Source organism: Bacillus sp. 41-22, from assembly GCF_025809295.1.
GTDB classification, from domain to species: Bacteria; Bacillota; Bacilli; order Bacillales; family Bacillaceae_G; genus Bacillus_A; species Bacillus_A mycoides.
In genome coordinates this window covers 2,116,246-2,135,256 of record NZ_CP084035.1, presented here as the reverse complement: position 1 = coordinate 2,135,256, position 19,011 = coordinate 2,116,246, and the positions used below count along the sequence as shown (strand labels likewise).

General features: G+C 34.2%; 21 protein-coding genes. 4 read left to right on the top strand and 17 right to left on the bottom strand.

Annotated features, from left to right (window positions below; translation table 11 throughout):
* Window positions 1–101: 101 nt before the first annotated feature.
* The 3 genes from LCF45_RS10950 to asnB form a co-directional block, all read right to left on the bottom strand.
* A complete protein-coding gene (locus LCF45_RS10950) occupies window positions 102–437 on the bottom strand; it encodes a hypothetical protein (RefSeq protein ID WP_012260872.1) in 336 nt (111 codons plus the stop codon).
* Between the two features lie 45 nt (window positions 438–482).
* Entirely contained in the window at window positions 483–842 is a 360-nt protein-coding gene (locus LCF45_RS10945; RefSeq protein WP_263894803.1) for a GNAT family N-acetyltransferase, read from the bottom strand.
* Window positions 843–933: 91 nt separating this feature from the next.
* Window positions 934–2,835, bottom strand: a complete 1,902-nt coding sequence (asnB, locus tag LCF45_RS10940) for an asparagine synthase (glutamine-hydrolyzing) (RefSeq protein ID WP_002012706.1) — start codon at window positions 2,833–2,835, stop codon at window positions 934–936.
* Window positions 2,836–3,052: 217 nt separating this feature from the next.
* Between asnB and LCF45_RS10935 the strand changes: the two genes are divergently transcribed.
* A complete protein-coding gene (locus tag LCF45_RS10935; RefSeq protein WP_002012708.1) occupies window positions 3,053–3,520 on the top strand; it encodes an Hsp20/alpha crystallin family protein in 468 nt (155 codons plus the stop codon).
* A 36-nt stretch (window positions 3,521–3,556) separates the two neighbouring features.
* Here LCF45_RS10935 and LCF45_RS10930 read toward each other — a convergent pair whose 3' ends face one another.
* On the bottom strand, window positions 3,557–4,144 hold the full coding sequence (locus LCF45_RS10930; RefSeq protein WP_002012710.1) for an SCO family protein: 588 nt from the start codon (window positions 4,142–4,144) through the stop codon (window positions 3,557–3,559).
* Window positions 4,145–4,479: 335 nt separating this feature from the next.
* Here LCF45_RS10930 and LCF45_RS10925 point away from each other — a divergent pair, with 335 nt between their 5' ends.
* Window positions 4,480–5,454 (top strand): MBL fold metallo-hydrolase, encoded by a 975-nt coding sequence (locus tag LCF45_RS10925; protein ID WP_002065197.1) that lies wholly within the window; start codon window positions 4,480–4,482, stop codon window positions 5,452–5,454.
* A 188-nt stretch (window positions 5,455–5,642) separates the two neighbouring features.
* Here the strand turns inward: LCF45_RS10925 and LCF45_RS10920 are convergent, their stop codons facing one another.
* The 4 genes from LCF45_RS10920 to LCF45_RS10905 form a co-directional block, all read right to left on the bottom strand.
* The gene (locus LCF45_RS10920; RefSeq protein WP_033707617.1) at window positions 5,643–6,485 is read right to left on the bottom strand and encodes a DegV family protein; all 843 of its coding nucleotides are present in this window, start codon (window positions 6,483–6,485) and stop codon (window positions 5,643–5,645) included.
* A 153-nt stretch (window positions 6,486–6,638) separates the two neighbouring features.
* Window positions 6,639–6,890, bottom strand: a complete 252-nt coding sequence (locus tag LCF45_RS10915) for a DUF2535 family protein (RefSeq protein WP_002012715.1) — start codon at window positions 6,888–6,890, stop codon at window positions 6,639–6,641.
* Window positions 6,891–7,218: 328 nt separating this feature from the next.
* Entirely contained in the window at window positions 7,219–7,959 is a 741-nt protein-coding gene (gene tatC / locus LCF45_RS10910) for a twin-arginine translocase subunit TatC (RefSeq protein ID WP_033708120.1), read from the bottom strand.
* 57 nt (window positions 7,960–8,016) lie between these two features.
* Window positions 8,017–8,196, bottom strand: coding sequence for a twin-arginine translocase TatA/TatE family subunit (locus LCF45_RS10905; RefSeq protein ID WP_002012719.1), 180 nt, complete (start codon window positions 8,194–8,196; stop codon window positions 8,017–8,019).
* Window positions 8,197–8,405: 209 nt separating this feature from the next.
* Here LCF45_RS10905 and trhA point away from each other — a divergent pair, with 209 nt between their 5' ends.
* On the top strand, window positions 8,406–9,062 hold the full coding sequence (gene trhA, locus LCF45_RS10900) for a PAQR family membrane homeostasis protein TrhA (RefSeq protein WP_002085872.1): 657 nt from the start codon (window positions 8,406–8,408) through the stop codon (window positions 9,060–9,062).
* A gap of 36 nt (window positions 9,063–9,098) precedes the next feature.
* Here the strand turns inward: trhA and LCF45_RS10895 are convergent, their stop codons facing one another.
* The 5 genes from LCF45_RS10895 to LCF45_RS10875 form a co-directional block, all read right to left on the bottom strand.
* On the bottom strand, window positions 9,099–9,818 hold the full coding sequence (locus tag LCF45_RS10895) for a lysophospholipid acyltransferase family protein (RefSeq protein WP_002185951.1): 720 nt from the start codon (window positions 9,816–9,818) through the stop codon (window positions 9,099–9,101).
* 111 nt (window positions 9,819–9,929) lie between these two features.
* Window positions 9,930–10,565 carry an FMN-dependent NADH-azoreductase gene (locus tag LCF45_RS10890; protein WP_012260865.1) on the bottom strand — a complete coding sequence of 212 codons (636 nt, stop codon included), beginning with the start codon at window positions 10,563–10,565 and terminating at the stop codon, window positions 9,930–9,932.
* Between the two features lie 237 nt (window positions 10,566–10,802).
* Window positions 10,803–12,788: a penicillin-binding protein 3 gene (pbpC, locus tag LCF45_RS10885; RefSeq protein ID WP_002168473.1), complete on the bottom strand. Its 1,986-nt coding sequence runs from the start codon at window positions 12,786–12,788 to the stop codon at window positions 10,803–10,805.
* Between the two features lie 156 nt (window positions 12,789–12,944).
* Window positions 12,945–13,433 (bottom strand): dihydrofolate reductase, encoded by a 489-nt coding sequence (locus tag LCF45_RS10880; protein WP_000637202.1) that lies wholly within the window; start codon window positions 13,431–13,433, stop codon window positions 12,945–12,947.
* A 19-nt stretch (window positions 13,434–13,452) separates the two neighbouring features.
* A complete protein-coding gene (locus LCF45_RS10875; protein ID WP_002127201.1) occupies window positions 13,453–14,409 on the bottom strand; it encodes a thymidylate synthase in 957 nt (318 codons plus the stop codon).
* Between the two features lie 198 nt (window positions 14,410–14,607).
* On the opposite strand from LCF45_RS10875, the gene LCF45_RS10870 reads away from it, so the two are divergent.
* A complete protein-coding gene (locus LCF45_RS10870; RefSeq protein WP_131246632.1) occupies window positions 14,608–16,062 on the top strand; it encodes a serine hydrolase in 1,455 nt (484 codons plus the stop codon).
* A 51-nt stretch (window positions 16,063–16,113) separates the two neighbouring features.
* Here LCF45_RS10870 and LCF45_RS10865 read toward each other — a convergent pair whose 3' ends face one another.
* The 4 genes from LCF45_RS10865 to LCF45_RS10850 form a co-directional block, all read right to left on the bottom strand.
* Window positions 16,114–17,046, bottom strand: coding sequence for an aminoglycoside phosphotransferase family protein (locus tag LCF45_RS10865; RefSeq protein ID WP_263894802.1), 933 nt, complete (start codon window positions 17,044–17,046; stop codon window positions 16,114–16,116).
* Window positions 17,047–17,057: 11 nt separating this feature from the next.
* Complete coding sequence (locus LCF45_RS10860) at window positions 17,058–17,444, bottom strand: VOC family protein (RefSeq protein ID WP_001094650.1); 387 nt, start codon at window positions 17,442–17,444, stop codon at window positions 17,058–17,060.
* A gap of 1 nt (window position 17,445) precedes the next feature.
* Complete coding sequence (locus LCF45_RS10855) at window positions 17,446–18,081, bottom strand: HAD family hydrolase (RefSeq protein ID WP_033734641.1); 636 nt, start codon at window positions 18,079–18,081, stop codon at window positions 17,446–17,448.
* A gap of 105 nt (window positions 18,082–18,186) precedes the next feature.
* Window positions 18,187–18,774, bottom strand: a complete 588-nt coding sequence (locus LCF45_RS10850) for a YpjP family protein (RefSeq protein ID WP_002031682.1) — start codon at window positions 18,772–18,774, stop codon at window positions 18,187–18,189.
* Between the last annotated feature and the right edge of the window lie 237 nt (window positions 18,775–19,011).

Sequence of the window (19,011 nt, the reverse complement as noted above, 5' to 3'; positions counted from 1 at the left end):
TTTTTCGTTCCTTTCTTTATTGTAATAAGCTTTCATTTCTACTCGTCCTATTTTATGTTAATTGTACAAGTTCCGTTACAAGTACAAATAAAAAAACCCCCTTATGTAAGGCGGTTTCTATCGCTTTGCTTTAGCCAATTTAAAATGAATATATACGATTGATAATGGATGTAACGTATGCAAAATAAAAGAAATAAAAGAAATATCCCACCGCCGCTATATAGCAACCCAAACTTCAAAAAGATGTTCAAAAGAGGTGGGAAATACGTTATGTTTTGCAATACAAATAGCATACAAAACAAAATTAAAAATACGGGAATATATTGTAATTCATATGGTCTTCTCTTCTTATACATTCTTTTCCGAATAAAAGTCTGGCATAGTTCTGCTACTATAAAACAACCTCCAACTAATACAAGACCAGAAGTTATCGTCATACGTCCACCTACCTTATATTCATATCATCACCTAATCAATATTCACTATATTTTCTTTACATATATTCCATTTTCCTCAATAAAACCAGATCCCTCTATGAAAGATTTAGCTTGTTCCGTAAACATCTCTTGCAATACTTTTATTTCTTTCACATTTCTCTGTCTTATCATTTCTTCAAATGTAAAATACGTATTTGTCCCGTATCCATAACCTTGATAATCAAAATGAATAATTAACTGTGACAAAATAGCACTCTCTTCTTGAACGCTATAATCTATTACGCCAATATATGTATCATCAACCTTTACACAATACTGAACCTTTTTCTCATCTAAGCTGTGTGAGTGAAACATTTCTTTTACAGCGCTTTCATTTTCTGTATTTACTTTCTCAAACGTAATCATATGTTGTCCATCCTTTTACTATTATTGTATCAATAATAAATGCAATTTATGAAAAAAACCTTAAGATCGAATGCGACCTTAAGGTTTTTTATTAAACTAAGCTATACGCACGCTTTGTTTCTTCGTGGAACTTATTCGTATCGTATTTATGCTCAACATAAATTTGATGCCATACCATAAACGCAAGTACAGTCCAAATTTTACGGCTATAATCGCCTTTATCTGCACAATGTGCTTCCAGTAAGTTTAATACATACTGTTTTTCGATTAAATGCTCAGTTTTGCTTTCTTTAATAATATTTACAGCCCAATCGTGCATTTCATCTTTTAACCAGTGACGAATTGGTACTGGGAATCCAAGCTTTTTACGATCTAACACGTGATCCGGAACAATTCCACGAGCAGCTTCACGTAATATAGCTTTCGTTGTTCCGTTTGCAATTTTAAATTCTGTCGGAATTTTAGATGCAACGTCAAATACTTCTTTATCTAAGAACGGTACACGAAGTTCTAATGAATTTGCCATCGTCATTTTATCAGCTTTTAATAAAATATCGCCGCGTAACCATGTGAACATATCAATGTACTGCATTTTACTTACATCATCATAATCTTTAATTTCGTTATACAATGGTTTCGTGATATCCATATAGTTAACACTTTCATCGTAATACTTCATTAATTCAGCTTTCTCTTCTTCACGGAAGATTTTCGCATTTCCATAGTAACGCTCTTCGATTGGCGTACATCCACGCTCTAAGAAGCTTTTTCCTTTAAACCCTTCTTTAAGAGCACCACTTAATGCCTTTAGAACACTCTTTCCTGGGCTAGGAATGTAAGAGAACATTTTTAACGAGTTTGGCTCACGATAAATGTTATATCCACCAAACAACTCGTCTGCACCTTCACCAGAAAGAACAACCGTTACGTGTTTACGCGCTTCTTTCGCAACGAAATACAATGGTACAGCTGCTGGATCCGCTAAAGGATCATCCATATGCCAAATGATTTTTGGGAACTCATCCATAAATTCTTGCGCTGTAATGAATACGTTATGGTTTTTAACTCCTAATTTCTCAGCAGTTTCTTTCGCAACATCAACTTCACTGAAACCACGTTGTTCGAAACCAATAGAGAATGTTAATAGATTTGGATTCATTTCTCTTGCGATAGAAGCAATAATAGATGAATCGATACCACCAGATAAGAAAGAACCTACTGGTACATCACTACGCATATGTACTTTTACAGAATCGTATAATACATCACGAATTGCTTGGATATGCTCCTCTTTCGTTGCGCTTGAAGCGTTGAAATAAGGATTCCAGTAGCGATGGATTTCCATCTCTTTACCGATTTCTTTTACGAAGTAATGACCAGGCTCAATTTTGTTAACATCAATTGTTAATGTTTCTGGCTCTGGACCATATTGGTACGTAAAGTAGTGTTGTAGTGACTTTGGGTTTACCCCTTTGTCTTCCATTACATGCATAATACTTTTCTTCTCAGATGCGAAGAATGTAGTATCACCTTGTTGTGCGATGTATAAAGGCTTAATACCGAAGTGGTCACGTGCACCGAAAAGTGTCTTTTCTTCACGATCCCAAATCATAAATGCGAACATACCACGAAGGTAGTCTACACATTTTTCTTTCATATGTGCATACAATGCAATGATAACTTCTGTATCAGATTGTGTAGCAAAAGTTGCACCTTTTTCAAGTAACATTTCACGTAGTTCTACATAATTGTAAATTTCACCATTAAAAATAATTACATATCGATCATTTTCATAAGTTAACGGCTGATGTCCTGCCTCTAAGTCAATGATACTTAAACGGCGGAAGCCAAATTGTACATGTTCATCACGAAAATATCCTTCGTCATCTGGACCGCGGTGGAAAATCATCGTGTTCATATTTTCAAATTGATGTTTTTCTGTTTCTGAAAACTCTCTAGGGTTTTCACATAAACATCCTACAAAACCACACATACTTCTTACCCTCTTTCAGTTTTCATTCTGTCTCAATACTACTATATCAACCCTATTTATACTAGCATAATCAACTGAATATGGCGACCAAAAACTATAAAAAACTCACTCCATTTCACATTTTTAACATTTTTTTATGAAAACATGAAAACTAGGCACTCACCTTTCTCCGCTTTTGTCATATGATATTGCAAATTGATTTCTAGGAGGTAATACCATGAGTGAAGAAAAAAAAGATTCTTCTCGCCCACCGGTTCGTAATTATTTAAAACAAATTGATGATTTTTTCGAACAAACACCTCTTCGTGGCGTAATTGCTGATTTAAATCATTTTTTCCAAAAAGGAAACCGTTTATTAACATTCCCAGTAGATTTATACGAAGTTGGTGACGAACTCGTCGTTACAGCCGAACTACCAGGTATACAAAAAGAACAAATTCAAATTGAAATACAAAGCGAATACTTAAAAGTCTCTGTAAAAGAAGATATACTTGAAGAGACGGAAGAAGAACAGACATCTCATAACTATTATCGCCGGGAACGTTCCATTTCAGAAGCGTCAAGAATTATTAAGTTACCATATTTAATTAATAAAAAAGCAACGAAAGCTTCTTATCAAAACGGTGTATTAGAAATTCGCGCACCGAAATTACCACAACAGCATGACATATTATCCATAGACTGAATACTAATAAAAGAAGGGTGCTTAGCACCCTTCTTTTTAATCAGCTAATCGCTTCATATCACGTATAATATCTTCGTATGGCGTATTGCTAATGCCGCTATATTTTTTCATTACTTTTCCATTTTGATCGACTAAGAAAAATGATGTACCGTGTATTACTTGCCCATTCTCTGGTTTATCTACAAGCGATTGGAAGTTATCTTTTGAAAACTTTGTAATATCCTCCAGTGAATAACCTGTTAACAAGTTCCAATTACTTGTATCCTCTGTAAACTTTTGAATGAATGCTTTCAAATTTTCTGGTTTATCAAGTTCAGGGTCTACACTAAACGAAACAAACTGAACGTCTAATTTCTCTTCCTTAGCCATTTTCTGTAATTTCGCCATATTAGCAGTCATTGGCGGACAAACCGTTTGACAGCTTGTAAACATGAAATCAGCTACCCAGACTTTCCCTTTTAAATCTTTTGTACCAAACGGCTTTCCTTCTTGATTTGTAAATTGGAAAGTTTCTAAATCCCAGTTTAACGGTTTACGTAATTTTGACCCTGAACTGCTACAACCTGCAAGTACAAAGAGACAAAATACAACCATAAGACCAATTAACTTTTGATAACGCTTCATTATTAAACCTCTCTTCTCTATCCTTAATTTATGTAAGTTATGTATATCATAACAAAAGTAAACACTATGAGAAAATTGTTTACATCATTTGTTCACGAAATCGTACGAATTTACGTATGTTACTTCTTTATTTCAAGCGAATTACTAGACAAAATATATTTTACTACTATTATTTCTCTAACCATTATTTGCGAAACGAAGTTCATTGTTAAATTTGTAAATAAATCCCCCTATTTTTTTACAATTGCTTAAACATTAATCCATGTTAAACACTGTATTCCTTAACAACATTTCGGTACAATACAACTACAACGATTTTAAATGAGGTGATGTTCATGGCAAAGCGCTATGAAAATATGGATAATGCAAGTACAAAAAAATCAATTCGCTCCTTCTTACGTTGGCGTAAAGAGAGAAAGCAAAACAAAAAAGACTTTTCTTTTCTAGTAGAACAATCACCTGTTAAACAAAGTAAATTTCTACTAAATAACTTTGAAAAAACGACTGTCACATGGATTGGTCATTCAACTTTTCTCATTCAAACGAACGGCTTAAATATTTTAACAGATCCAGTATGGGCAAATAAATTAAAGTTAGTTCCACGACTTACTGAGCCAGGGCTCACTATAAAAGAACTACCTAAAATCGATATCGTTCTTATTTCACACGGTCATTACGATCATTTAGACTTTTCATCTCTTCGTCAACTAAATGATGATGCCTTATACCTTGTTCCTATTGGGCTAAAAAAATTATTTACTCGTAAAAAATTCACCAATGTAGAAGAATACAACTGGTGGGAAAGTACAACAATTGATGAAGTCTCTTTTCACTTCGTACCTGCCCAGCACTGGACGAGAAGAACATTATTTGATATGAACACCTCTCACTGGGGAGGGTGGATCATTGATAATATGACTTCTTCAGAAACCATTTATTTTTGTGGTGATAGTGGTTATTTCCAAGGATTTAAAGAGATCGGCAAACGTTTTTCAATCGATATTGCACTTATGCCAATTGGTGCCTATGAACCAGAATGGTTTATGAAAGTGTCTCACGTTTCACCAGAAGAAGCTGTGCAAGCCTATCTAGATATAAAAGCTACACATTTCATTCCCATGCACTACGGTACTTTTGCTTTAGCAGATGAAACACCAAGGGAAGCAGTAACACGACTACGAAATAACTGGAATTTACGAATGCTACCGTGGGAACAGCTACATGTTCTCTTTTTAGGTCAAACTTTCACTTATAGCCCTATTGTCCCCGTTAAAGAACCAGTAAAAATCACAGAAACTTCTCATGTATAATAGTACTAATTTTTACGAGTAATTTATCATATACTTTAAAAAATTGAAAAGGGTGTTTTCCATGAAAGATTATTTACAGACTCGCTATATAATTAGCGGTAGCGCCTGTATTGCCCTTCTCATTTCTTATTTTCTGTCCTGAAATAATAAAAAAGCTACTTGAAAATTCATTTCAAGTAGCTTTTTTATTACTCTGCTAAATACATAAAACCAATTGCTCCTGGTCCTGTATGAGTACTGATAACTGGTGTTGTATAGAAAATCTCTGATTGAGTGAATCCATTCACTTTTTCAACAGCAGCTTTTACACTTTCTGCTAAAGGAATTGCTTTAGCATGTGGAATCGCAACAGCTTTCACCACTTTTCCAGCAGTATCTTCCTCGAATAGTTTAGCCAACGTTTTTACAATCTGCCCTTGGCTACGTACTTTCGTTACCGGATTATATACGCCGCCTTCTAAACTTGCAATTGGTTTAATATTAAGTAAAGAACCAATAAGTGCCTTACCTTTACCGATGCGTCCACCTTTTACTAAGTTTTCTAATGTATCTACGACAACATATAAACGAGTATTCTTTCTTACTTCATCAATACGTTTTAAAATATCTTCTAGTGAGCATTCTTCTTTTGCCATTTTTGCCGCTTCAATTACTTGATATGCTAAAGCATGTGTAATAAATTGAGAATCAACAACTGTTACTTTTGTATCTGTCATTGATGCAGCGCTATTCGCTGTTGCGACAGTACCGCTCATTCCACCTGTCATATGAATGGAAAGTACTTCACTTCCATCTTCGCCTAGCTTGTCATACATTTCTACAAATGTACCCATAGCCGGTTGTGATGTTTTTGGTAATTCTTCTGATTTAATCATTTCTTCAATAAATTCATCCGGTTGCAAATCTACACGATCTAAGTATGTTTGTCCATTTACAGAAATAGATAATGGTAAAACATGAATATCATACTTCTCAATTATATCTTTTGATAAATCTGCCGTTGAATCTGTTACAATTTTAATTTTTTGCATATTATATTCTTCCCTTTCCAATACGCTCTCCCTGTTATTATACTAGCATTCCCGATGCTTTCAACAATTTCGAATGAATTTCACCAAATTAATTATATTTTTATACCTAAAATAAAAAAGACAGAGCCTATCTAACTCTGTCCCTGCTGTGTATTATGCATTCTTTTCAAGAGTATTTGTCTTATATACATTTGAATAATCATTCCACTTCAAACAACTTTGTAAATATTCACGGAAAGAGTACGAGAATCTTGGGTTTTTATGTTTTTGAATTTTCGCAATAAACAATTGAAGACGAGACTGAATTAGAAACGCTAATGGATGCTGTGTTTGTAGGACAGGGATTTCAAATATTTTAATACAATTCCCTGTTGCATGAGTGAAATAAAAACTTTTCGTAATCACAATATCAATCCTCTTTTTCGTTGGATTTTTGAACTTCCTCCACTTTATTCTTTAACACGTTTTTTAGTGTAGGTTTCCTATGAATACTAAAATATCCTTAAGCTGCCCCATTTAGAAGTTAATACTTCATTTATATCCACCTAATTCGAACCCTGTCCTATATATCCTTTGAGACGGGAGTCTTATTATCCATATATAGCTTGATAACTTCAGTATAAACTTATAAAAATGAAAAGTTTGTCTAAATTTTGGAGATTCTATAATTTTTTCCTTCTATATATTGTATACAATTATAGCTAGAGTATAACAAATAAATTAAAAAGTGCCTTTATAACGAGGCACTTTTCGACTGTATTTCTTCTCTTTTCTGTTTTCGTTTACTAACTATCTTTGATAAAGCGATACTGATTTCATAAATACAAATAAGCGGTACCGCTACTAAACTATGTGATAAAAAATCTGGCGGCGATATACATGATGCAATTATAATCAACACGACATAAGCATATCTTCTTATTTTCTGAAGAAATTCTGCCGTTAGAAGACCTATACTCGTTAAAAACATAACAACTACAGGTAATTCAAATATAACAGCAAACGGAACTGTTAAATTTAATACGAAATGAAAATATTTTTCCGTTGTAAACATCGTATTAAACATCTCATTACCAATTGTAGTTAGGAAATGAAATAAAAATGGCATGACGATAAAATAACCGAAAGATAGGCCTGCTATAAATAATATAGACAATACCGGTATATACATTAATGTCATTTTTTGTTCATTGGGATGTAAACCTGGTTTTACAAATAACCAAATTTGTATCGCAGCAAAAGGAATTGTACAAACGATAGCAAATACTGTAGCAATCGAGAAAAAAATCCACAACACATCACTTGGACCGAGAACAGTTAATTTCATTGGTAAATCTTTTACAAGCCAAAAATAAATATCCTTCGTAAAAGTAAATCCAATAATTAAAAATAATACAAAGGATAATACTGTATATATTACTCGTTTGCGAAGCTCAACAATATGTTCTACTACGCTCATTTCCCGATCTTCCATCTCGTTCACCACACTTTATTTATCCATTCCGAGAAAAACTTCAGCATATTCTTTTATTTATTTATTTTTTTCTTTCTCTTGAAATGCCTCATCAGTCAATTCTTTTGTTGATTTTTTAAATTCTTTTAACGTTTCCCCTAAAGCTTTCCCAATTTCCGGTAACTTTTTTGGGCCAAATAAAATTAACACTGCTACTAAAATTAAAATTAACCCTGGAAAGCCAATATTTGAAAACATTTCCCCATCCCCTTCATAAGTAGATTCCTTGTCCTACTATTCCATAAGTTCATTTTGTCAAAAAATTTCGTAAACGTCAATGTATCCGTTGTCTTTTATCAAAAAAATTCGAAAATATAATCAATTGAATATCATTTTCTATTCCTTTTGTATATGATATGGTTAAGGAAAATATAACTTATCTCAATACAGTGAAAGGAATTAACATTATGACGCAAAAAATTAAAAGAATGACCCAATTTGTAAAAGAAGAAATTGCGAATGCAATTACCCATGGTATCGGTGCCATTTTAAGCATCCCTGCCTTAATCATATTAATTATTCATGCTTCCAAACATGGCACAGCATCTGCTGTTGTTGGCTTTACCGTTTATGGTGTAAGCATGTTCTTGCTATACTTATTTTCTACACTGTTACATAGTATCCATCATCCAAAAGTAGAAAAGTTATTTACCATTTTAGATCACTCCGCCATATATTTATTAATTGCCGGCACGTATACACCATTTCTACTCATTACACTGCGTGGTCCGCTCGGTTGGACTTTACTCGCAATTATTTGGACCCTTGCGATTGGTGGCATTATTTTCAAAATCTTCTTTGTTCGTCGCTTTATTAAAACATCAACATTATGTTATATCATTATGGGCTGGCTCATCATCGTTGCCATTAAACCCCTTTATGAAAATTTAACCGGTCACGGCTTCTCACTACTATTAATAGGAGGCATTTTGTATTCTGTCGGAGCTATATTCTTCCTTTGGGAAAAGCTTCCGTTCAATCATGCCATTTGGCATCTCTTCGTACTAGGCGGTAGTACAATGATGTTTTTCTGCGTACTGTTTTATGTCTTACCCGCAGCATAAAAAAAGTTTCAGCTTGTTTAAGCTGAAACTTTTTTATTACTTATGTAATTGAGATGCAATAATATCTTTTGTATGCTGGGTTAACTCTTTAGCATCCATACTTGCATATTCTTCAGGTGTAATTGGCTTAGAAATCGTTACTGTTGCATGAGCTGGTTTCATACGATTTCCATTCGCTTCAAACATTTTATATGTACCATCTAACGTTACAGGTAAGATTGCTACACCAGATTTTACTGCTAGGTGAAAACTACCCGCTTTAAACTCTCCAATTTCGCCACCCTTACTTCTCGTTCCTTCAGGGAAAATTACGATAGAATGTCCATTCTTTAATAGTTCAATTCCATCTTTAATTGCCTTAAGAGATTGACGGCGATCGCTGCGGTCCATAAACACACAATTCATTAGTTCCATCCATGTTGGTACAACCGGAAACTTTTTAATTTCCGCTTTTGAAACGAATCCAATTGGCTTATTTAAGTAACCTAGTAAAACAGGAATATCCATATTACTTTGATGATTACTTACAACTAGCACCGGCTTGTCTTTTGGAACATTTTCAAGTCCCTTTACTTCTACAGTCGATCCAGTTACACGCACCATTTTCTTACCAAACCAGTTTGTTGTTTTATACACAACACTATCTTTTTCTTGCGGTGACATCGCATTTGCTTTTCTTTTTATACGCCACAACCTTGGTGTAATCGCAATTACGATTAAAATTAAATAAAAGATTTTAAAAAACGTTTGAATCATACAGAACCCCCACCTATTATCATTCCGACCTTCATTATACTAGACAAACGAAGGAAAAAGAAGAAAAAATGTCCAAACAACAAGTGTTTGGACATTTTGAAGTTTTCTATATTAGAAACGTTTTGCTAATTCGCGTGCACTTGCAATTGCTGCTTCTTTAATGTCTTGTGCTTTTTCAGGATTTGCATTCATTCCTTCAACTGCAATATATTCAGTGTCTGATACACCCATGAATCCTAATACTGCATTTAAATGATTGCGACCGAAGTCCATAGATGCGTATGCTCCTTCAGAGTAAACGCCGCCTGTAGCTTGAATATGAAGTGCTTTTTTTCCTTCTAGTAAGCCAACTGGACCATTTTCAGTATATTTAAATGTTTTACCTGCGATTGATAAGTTATCTAAGTATGCTTTCACTACTGCTGGGTAGCTGAAGTTCCACATTGGAGTCACGAATACATAACGATCTGCATGCATAAATGTTTCTAAGTTATTGTTCATTGCTGCAACTTTTTGTTGCTGATTTTCACTTAAAGCTTCGAATCCTTCGCCTGCTGCAAATTTACCCCAAGCAGCGAATACGTCTGCATCGATTGCTGGTACAGTTGTATTGAATAAATCAATTGTTACAACTTCGTCTTGTGGATGTTCGTTTTTATATGCTTCGATGAAAGCTTCCCCTACTGCCATACCGAAAGAACCTTCTGCTGAATTTGGATTTGCTGTAATAAATAGTACTTTTGTCATTGTATTATCTCCCTTTTTCTATTTTATCTTTAATTCGAGATTTATTATTTTATAGTAAATAACTTACCTTATGTAAGTATAATACAAAAAGTTTTAATGGATGTCAATAAAAATAGCTACTTTTTTTCGTAAGTTAATAAGTTATATTATTTCAGTTAGTTTTTGTATATAAATATTAAGGTTTTAATCAAATAAAAAACTATCTCCATATTTCATGGAGATAGTCTTCTTCAATTACTACTTTTGAAAAACATGTTTCACTTTTTCAGCTGGAATGTTACTTCCGCCTCTACCTTTTACATCTTCAATCATCATTGTAATGACCATATCTGGTGAATTTAAATCAAATGCAGCGAACCAGCCTAGTTCTTTTCCTTCGGCCTCTTTGGATACTTTTAATTCCGCTGTACCTGTTTTGCCAGCAAGAGTCATACCATCAATTTTAGCAATTTTTCCAGTACCATCTGGATCGTTAATTACTTTCGTTAAAGCCGTTTTCAATATATCTTGATTTTCTTTAGAAATCACGTTCTCTTTCCAAACTTTTGGTTGTTTATCTGTTTTAATAAGATACGGTGACGGAATCTTTCCATCATTTACAATCGGTGCATACGTTAAAGCTAAATGAAGAGGAGTCATTAAGACTTGTCCTTGTCCATATCCTGTATCTGCCATTTGAATATCATTTTTTATGCCATCATTTGCGATTTTAGAAGCTGGGAATCCGTATTCAATTGGTAATTTCTCATCAAATCCGAATTTTTTCGCCTCAGCCATAAATTTATCTTTTCCAATTTTCAAAGCTTCTTGTGCGAAATAAATATTATCCGAGTATTTCATTGCCTTATCAAAATCAATCGGATTCGCATCTTTTACACGTGTTACGTAATAATTGCCCCAAGAAGAATCTTTCGTCCATTTCAGTCCTTCAATTTTCAATTCTTCTTTTGGATCGATTGTTTTCGTTTCAAGACCAATTGCACCTGTAATTGGCTTAAATACAGAACCTGGTACCGATAATTGTGTAAATCGATTCGTCATCGGTTTTTTCGGATCATTATTCCAAGCCTCACGTTGTGCTTTTGATGTTCCTCGTGCAATTAAATTAGGATTATAAGCTGGACTACTTACAAGAGCAATTGTTTCTCCACTTTTCGGATTAATTGCCGCACTTGAACCAGCTTCTCCCTTCATTTCATTATACGTTTTTTCTTGAACAACACTATCGATAGTTAAAGTTACATTTTCTCCATCAACAGCATCTGTTTTCGCTAAATTTTTAATTTCTTTTCCCTGTGCATCTTCCATGAAGACACGGCCACCTTTTTTCCCGCGTAGCTGTTCTTCCAATACTTGCTCTAATCCAGCCTTACCAACTGGTTCATCGGCTTGATAGCCTTTCTTTTGAAGCGTTTTTAAATCTTCAGCATTTACTTTTCCGATATAACCAGTAAGATGCGCTGCTGCTTCCCCTAACGGATATGTACGAACATTTACAGGTTTTGCTGCAACACCTGGTAAATCGATGTACGTATTTTGCGTTGCTCCCTCAGGCAAAATTCCAATTGGTACGAGATACCCTGGTTTTACCCATTTCGCAGCTAGTTTTTGATCAATCTCTTCTACAGACATATTTAACAACTTCGCTACTGCTTCTTTCGTTTGCGGAGCAGTTTCATCTAATTTTTCTGGAATAATTCCAATCTCAGAAGCTTTCCCATTCGTCGCAAGACCTTTTCCATTACGATCGTATATTTCACCACGTTTTGGTTGTGTTGTTTGCATACGCACTTTACTATCTTTTGTCATGCCAGGGAAAATGAAATCAGGTGTCCAATCTATTTTCCAAGATTCTTTATCTCCATCTTTTTCTTTCACCATTTTTGCTTCATGACCAAAAGTGATTTTACCACCAACTGTATCCATGCTTACTTTAAAAGGAACAGGGCCTTCATCTTTTTTATCTTCTTTTACTTCCCCTGTTTCTACCTTTAAGTCTTTTACTTCAATACCAGAATAAATTTTTTCATATTTCTCAGTAAACTCTTTCTTTGAAATATCTTTTTTTGCATTTTCTGATAATTGATCGTACATATCTGCAAATTTTTGTTTATTCCATGCTTTTACATATGTATCAAACGCTTCTTGTGGTTTTTCTTCTTTACCACATCCAACTAACATGAATGTTAAGCAAAGAAAAAGAATCCCCCATATTTTTCTCAACTGATTCTCCTCCTCTTTCTATATTAATACTTTTGAAAATTTTAGCATTTTTCACATGCTACCTTTCATTATAGCACTATTGAATATCCTCTATAAACTTACATTTATAAATACAAATAAAAAAATTGATGCGAATACTCACATCAATTTTTATTATTATTGTTGTTTCTCGTATACATGGTAATAATACGTATACGGATTTTTTTCATCCGTTAAACCTTTTTCTACAAAAATCTCTTTCCAATTTGTCATATCCATTTCTGGGAAGAATGTGTCCCCTTCAAATGCGTGGTGGATTTTTGTTATATATAACTTGTCTACATAAGGTAAAAAGAGATCATAAATTTGCGCTCCGCCAAAAATAAAAATCTCTTCTTCATTTTTACATAGTTCAAACACTTCTTCTACAGTATGAGCTACTTCGCAGCCTTCTACATGATACCCTTCATTACGAGTTACAATAATATTACGTCTTCCAGGCAATGGTCTACCAATTGCTTCATAGTTCTTTCTCCCCATAATAAGTGGGTGACCCATCGTCGTTTTCTTTACATACTGTAATTCACTCGGTAAACGCCAAGGTAAGTTATTATCTTTACCAATTACTCTATTCTCGTCCATTGCGACCATAAATGAAACAATCATCTTGTCATCTCCTCTACAATTACACTGCAACCGGTGCTTTAATCGCTGGGTGTGGATCATATCCTTCAATCGTTAAATCTTCCATCTCAAAATCAAACACAGATTTCACATCTGGATTTAATGTAAGTTTAGGGAACGGGTGTGGTTCACGTGCCAACTGCTTTTCGACTTGTTCAAAATGATTCGTATAAATATGTGCATCACCAATTGTATGAACAAACTCTCCTACTTCAAGACCACATTCATGTGCTATTAAATGTGTTAGAAGTGAATAGCTTGCAATGTTAAATGGAATGCCAAGGAATATATCTCCACTTCTTTGATATAGCTGACAAGAAAGTTTGCCATCCGCTACATAAAATTGGAATAGGGTATGACAAGGCGGTAATGCCATACTTGGTACATCTTCAGGATTCCAAGCAGAAACAATTAGGCGACGTGAGTCTGGCGTTTTTTTAATCATTTCAATTACATCTTTTAATTGATCAAGTGTCTCACCAGCTGTCGTTTTCCAAGCACGCCATTGCTTTCCGTATACGTCTCCTAAATAACCATATTTATTCGAAAAATCATCATCTTCTAGAACGTTCTTTTTAAACAATTCCATTTGCTCATCGTACTGCACTTTAAATTCCTCATCTTGTTGTGAACGAAGACCAAAATCAGTCATGTCAGGGCCAGTATATTCGTCACCTTCTACCCAGCTCTTAAATGCCCATTCATTCCAAATATTATTATTATGTTGCAATAAATAACGAATATTTGTATCACCTTTCATAAACCAAAGCAGTTCACTTGCTACAAGGCGAAACGGGACTCTCTTTGTCGTTAATAAAGGAAACCCTTTACTCAGATCAAAACGCATTTGATATCCAAATACAGATACAGTTCCTGTCCCTGTACGATCTTCTTTCTTCGTACCGTGCTCCATTACATGGCGGCATAAATTTAAGTATTCATATTCAGCATGTTTCATATGTAGGAAAACCTTCTTTCAATCTTATATGAAATTTATCATAACATGAAAAACAATAAATTTAATAATCTTGATAAATAAAAATCATTTCAGTAATTCTTACAAAATTATTAACTTTCCATATTTAAAAAGGTTTTCATTTTCTATTACCGAAAGTATAGTGCGGTAGGACAAAATTTATATTTGGAGGTTAGAAGTATGTCTAAAATTGAAACTCCTGTTATGACTTCGTTACAAACAACGGTTGAAAAAATGATGAAGGATTTAAACGTTCCTGGTGCTGCTGTAGCTGTTATAAAAGACGGTGAAGTTATTCTTTCAGAAGGTTTCGGATATCGAAATATAGAAACAAAAGAACCTGTTACACCGAGTACTCGGTTCGCAATCGGTTCCTCAACGAAAGCTTTTGGCACACTTTCATTAAGCTTGTTGGCACAGCAAAAAAAGTTTAATTGGGATACTCCTGTCCAGTCTTATATACCTAACTTCTCTTTATCTGAACTACTTGCTAGCTCACAAGTTACAGGACGAGATTTGGCTTCCCATCGTACTGGGGTAAGTCGTCATGAGGCTCTTTGGTACAGCTCTTCCTTATCTCGAAAAGATCTCGTTGAAAAAATAAAACATTTACAACTTGATGCACCGTTCCGCACAGCATTTCTTTATAACAACTTAATGTATGCAACAATTAGCTACATTGTTGAAAACATTACAAATCAAACATGGGAGCAATACGCTACAGAACATATTTTAGAACCTTTAAATATGAGACATACAAATTTCTCTGTTACAGATTCACAAACTACAGATGATTATGCTTTACCTTACATTGAAAATGAAGATGAAATAAAAGAAGTTCCATTCCGTAACATCGATACAGTCGGCGCTGCCGGATGTATTAATTCTACAATTGAAGATATGGCAAATTGGGTACTTCTTCACTTAAACGAAGGAAAGTTTGGAGATCATGAATTAATCTCCTCTGAATTATTACAACAAATGTACACACCACACAATTCAATTCCAGATCAACCGATTTTATCACTTCCCGAATCTCCATTAAATAGTTACGGACTTGGTTGGTTTATTAGCGCTTATCGTGGTAATAAGGTGGTTCATCATGGCGGTAATATTGATGGATTTTCAGCGCTCGTTTCATTCATACCAAATGAAAACATAGGCCTTGTCATTTTAACAAATGCTGGAGGCACATTACTTCCTACTTATCTCGCTAATCAAATTTATGATGAACTACTTGAATTAGAATCCATTGATTGGCATAAACGTGCTGTAGAAGATACTGAAAAAATGAAGGAAATGATGAAAGAAGCAACTGAATCACTTCCTGAACAAATTAAAGGAACTACACCTTCTCACAAGTTAGAGGATTATACTGGTACTTTTGAACATCCTGCATACGGAACATTACAAATATACAAGCGAGATGATTCGTTAAATGTACAATTTATGGAGATGGATATTCAATTAGGGCATCATCATTACGACATCTTCTCCGCAGAAGTTGAGTTATTCCAAATGAAAATGAGTTTATTATTCGCTTATGAAATGAGTGTGAGTGGTGAATTCCCATCCCTTCAGTTACATGTACCAGCTATGTTAAGTACTCAGCCGCTTACATTTAAGAAAATTTAATAATTATTTTAATAATAAAAAAGTAGGTGTGAGATAACACACCTACTTTTCCTATTCTTCATTTATCATTTCACTATCAAACCAAATCGGCTTCGATAATTCAAAGTTTTTATGATCCTTTAAAACTATAGTAAGACGTTCTAACGTATCATCTAACATATGCGGTGCTGCTCGTAAGGACCAGACAACTGATGAGAAAACTGTCATGCCAACGTACACCGCATATAATTTCCAAAACTCCTCTGGTATTCTACCATTAAAGTATCCTTCTATTTGTCCAATTGAATACGGAATACTAATGTCCCTTGCAAATAGTGCAATTTTCACGAAATCATGGAGTGGATCGCCCCAGTCGTATCCATTAAAATCAACAACACCTACATATTTCCCATCCCGCACAATTATATTTTCTAAATGAAAATCATCGTGTTGAAATCGATTTGGGCGGTTTTGTAAATACATTTCATTATCATCTATAAACTTTATGATTTTATCATCATTTTTTATTTTTATTCCACATGTTTTATATGCCACTAAATATTTCCGGTGTTTTTTCATTGCTCTTTCATACCATGGAAATATATCCTTAGGAGCTTCATATGTATGCATTTTTGCTAAATCTTTTCCTACCTCTATACCAATATTATATTGTTCTTTTGGTGAATACGTAGGCAATAGCTTCTTCGCATCTTCTCCTTCTATATACGAAAAAACACCGTAGCATAAACCTTCTTCTTCCAACAAACCCATTTCAATTGGCTTTTGTGCTTGCACACTACGTTTTTGCATTTCATTTAAAATTTGAAACTCTATTTTCTTTCTTTCAAACTCTTTTATATCGCCTGTCCGTAACAAATACTTTTCATCTTCAATAGTCGTAATTATATATTTTTTATCAGGAGAGAAACCTTTAGAGATTTCTTCAATATTTGCTGCATCTTTTACTATTTGTATATTGCTTTGCCGTGCTGTAATTGTCTTCATGTTTATTCCCCTTACATTTCTACATTTGGTGTATACGCTACTTCTATAATAAATCCATTCGGATCGTAAAAATCAATAGTATAGTATCCGTCCGAATAATGACTCATTTCTATCGGACCACGTATTACCTTCACTTTTGTACTAGCAAGAAAATCTGCTACTTCATCAACTACTTCTCTACGAATAGCTTGGTAACAAATATGTCTAGGCCCTAAAGTCCTTACAATTTCCCCGTCCACCTCTTTAAAATATATTTCACTTTCTCCCGTACTATATGCTACTTCATTTAACTTTCTCCATCCAATTATCAAAAACAATTTATCATAAAAAGAAATAGACTCCTCTAAATTCGCGACCCAAAATTCAATATGATGAATACCTGCTCGAAGTGTATTCATATTAAGAATGTGCCCCCTGTACGACTTGTAAAATTTCCATAGGCGTATGAACCATATAATCTGGTGCATCTTTTTCTACTGTTTCAATGACATCATATCCCCAAGATACCCAAATTACGTTCACACCAGCCTTTTTACACGCTGCTACGTCTCGCTGTTCATCACCGACATATAACATATCTTGCTCTGTTATTTTTTTTGATTTTAAAAATCTTTTTATCATTTTGTCTTTACCAAATAAATTTTTAGAACAATACACTTCTTGAATATTTTCGATACCATTATTGTGTAAAAACGCCCGAATATGCTCTTCTGAGTTCGATGATATGACGGCAATCCCGTAGCCTTTTTTATGTAATTCATCTAATACATCCTTCATCCTATGGAACAAAACGAGATCTTTTATAGCAGGTTGATACAATTTATAAAACTCCAGCGCTAATATCGGTAGTTTATACAGTGGTACATCGAGTTGCTTACATCTCTCTGGCATCGTTAATTTACGTAAATACTCAATTTCTTCTTCCCTTACCGTTTTATATCCGTGCTTTTCAGCAAGTTGATTATAAATCGGTACAAATATATTTTGTGAATCTACTAATGTGCCATCAAAGTCAAAAACGATATATTTTTGCATCCCCATACTCCCTTTTTTCTTTTTTCCTAAACATATGTTATTCAACAACATAAATGTCGTATCCTTTCATAAAGAAAAAAAGAACAAGATTTTCTCTCGTTCTTTTTAAGACAACCATTTCGGCGGTACATTCGTATTCCAATAAATATTTCCTAACTCATGGTGTCCTGAATATCCATCATCAAAACGATGATAGTGGAAATTAAAATAATATCCATCTTGCGGTGGATGATCTCTCCTCACATGAAATCGCAGTAAGTCATTTCCTGATTTCGTGTCATAAACATGAAAAATCTTTTCATTATTTCCGCCAGCCGGTCTTTGAGAAATCGCTAATGATTGTAACGATTCTTCTGGCACATCATTTGCAAGTTCCGCAATTGCCTCTTCAATTTTAGGTAATACAACATCTTTAAATTCATCTTCAATTACAGGCCCAATTTTAGAGCCGAATTTTTGCATAGATTGCTTCTCTGCTTCTTGCATCGCATAGTTAACAAAAGTATCGGTGGTTAACCTATCATTTGTTTCTTCATATGTATAGGACGTACTCTCCAAATTTTGTTGCCCAGCTGTGCTCGTAGGCTTGTCCGCAGCTTTGGCATTATCAAGTAATATGGAAGGAGGCGTCACTAAACCAAACGTAAATACGGTAATTAATGCGACTAAGGTTTTTCTAAACCAATTTGGCATTTATGTTCCCTCCCCTTTCACTCATTATATTTTATATAACGGTTGTTTCTTCTATTATACAAAATGATTGTAATTTTTGCACTTTACAATTTTGTTAACGTTCACATATTTTTCACTTGAATATGAAATTGTAAGATTTCATACACTATAAATACAACAACAATGAGGGGGACAATCAGATGACTTTAGATGTCGTGTACTCAGCCGCAAGCATACTCCTTTTAGTATATTTTATTT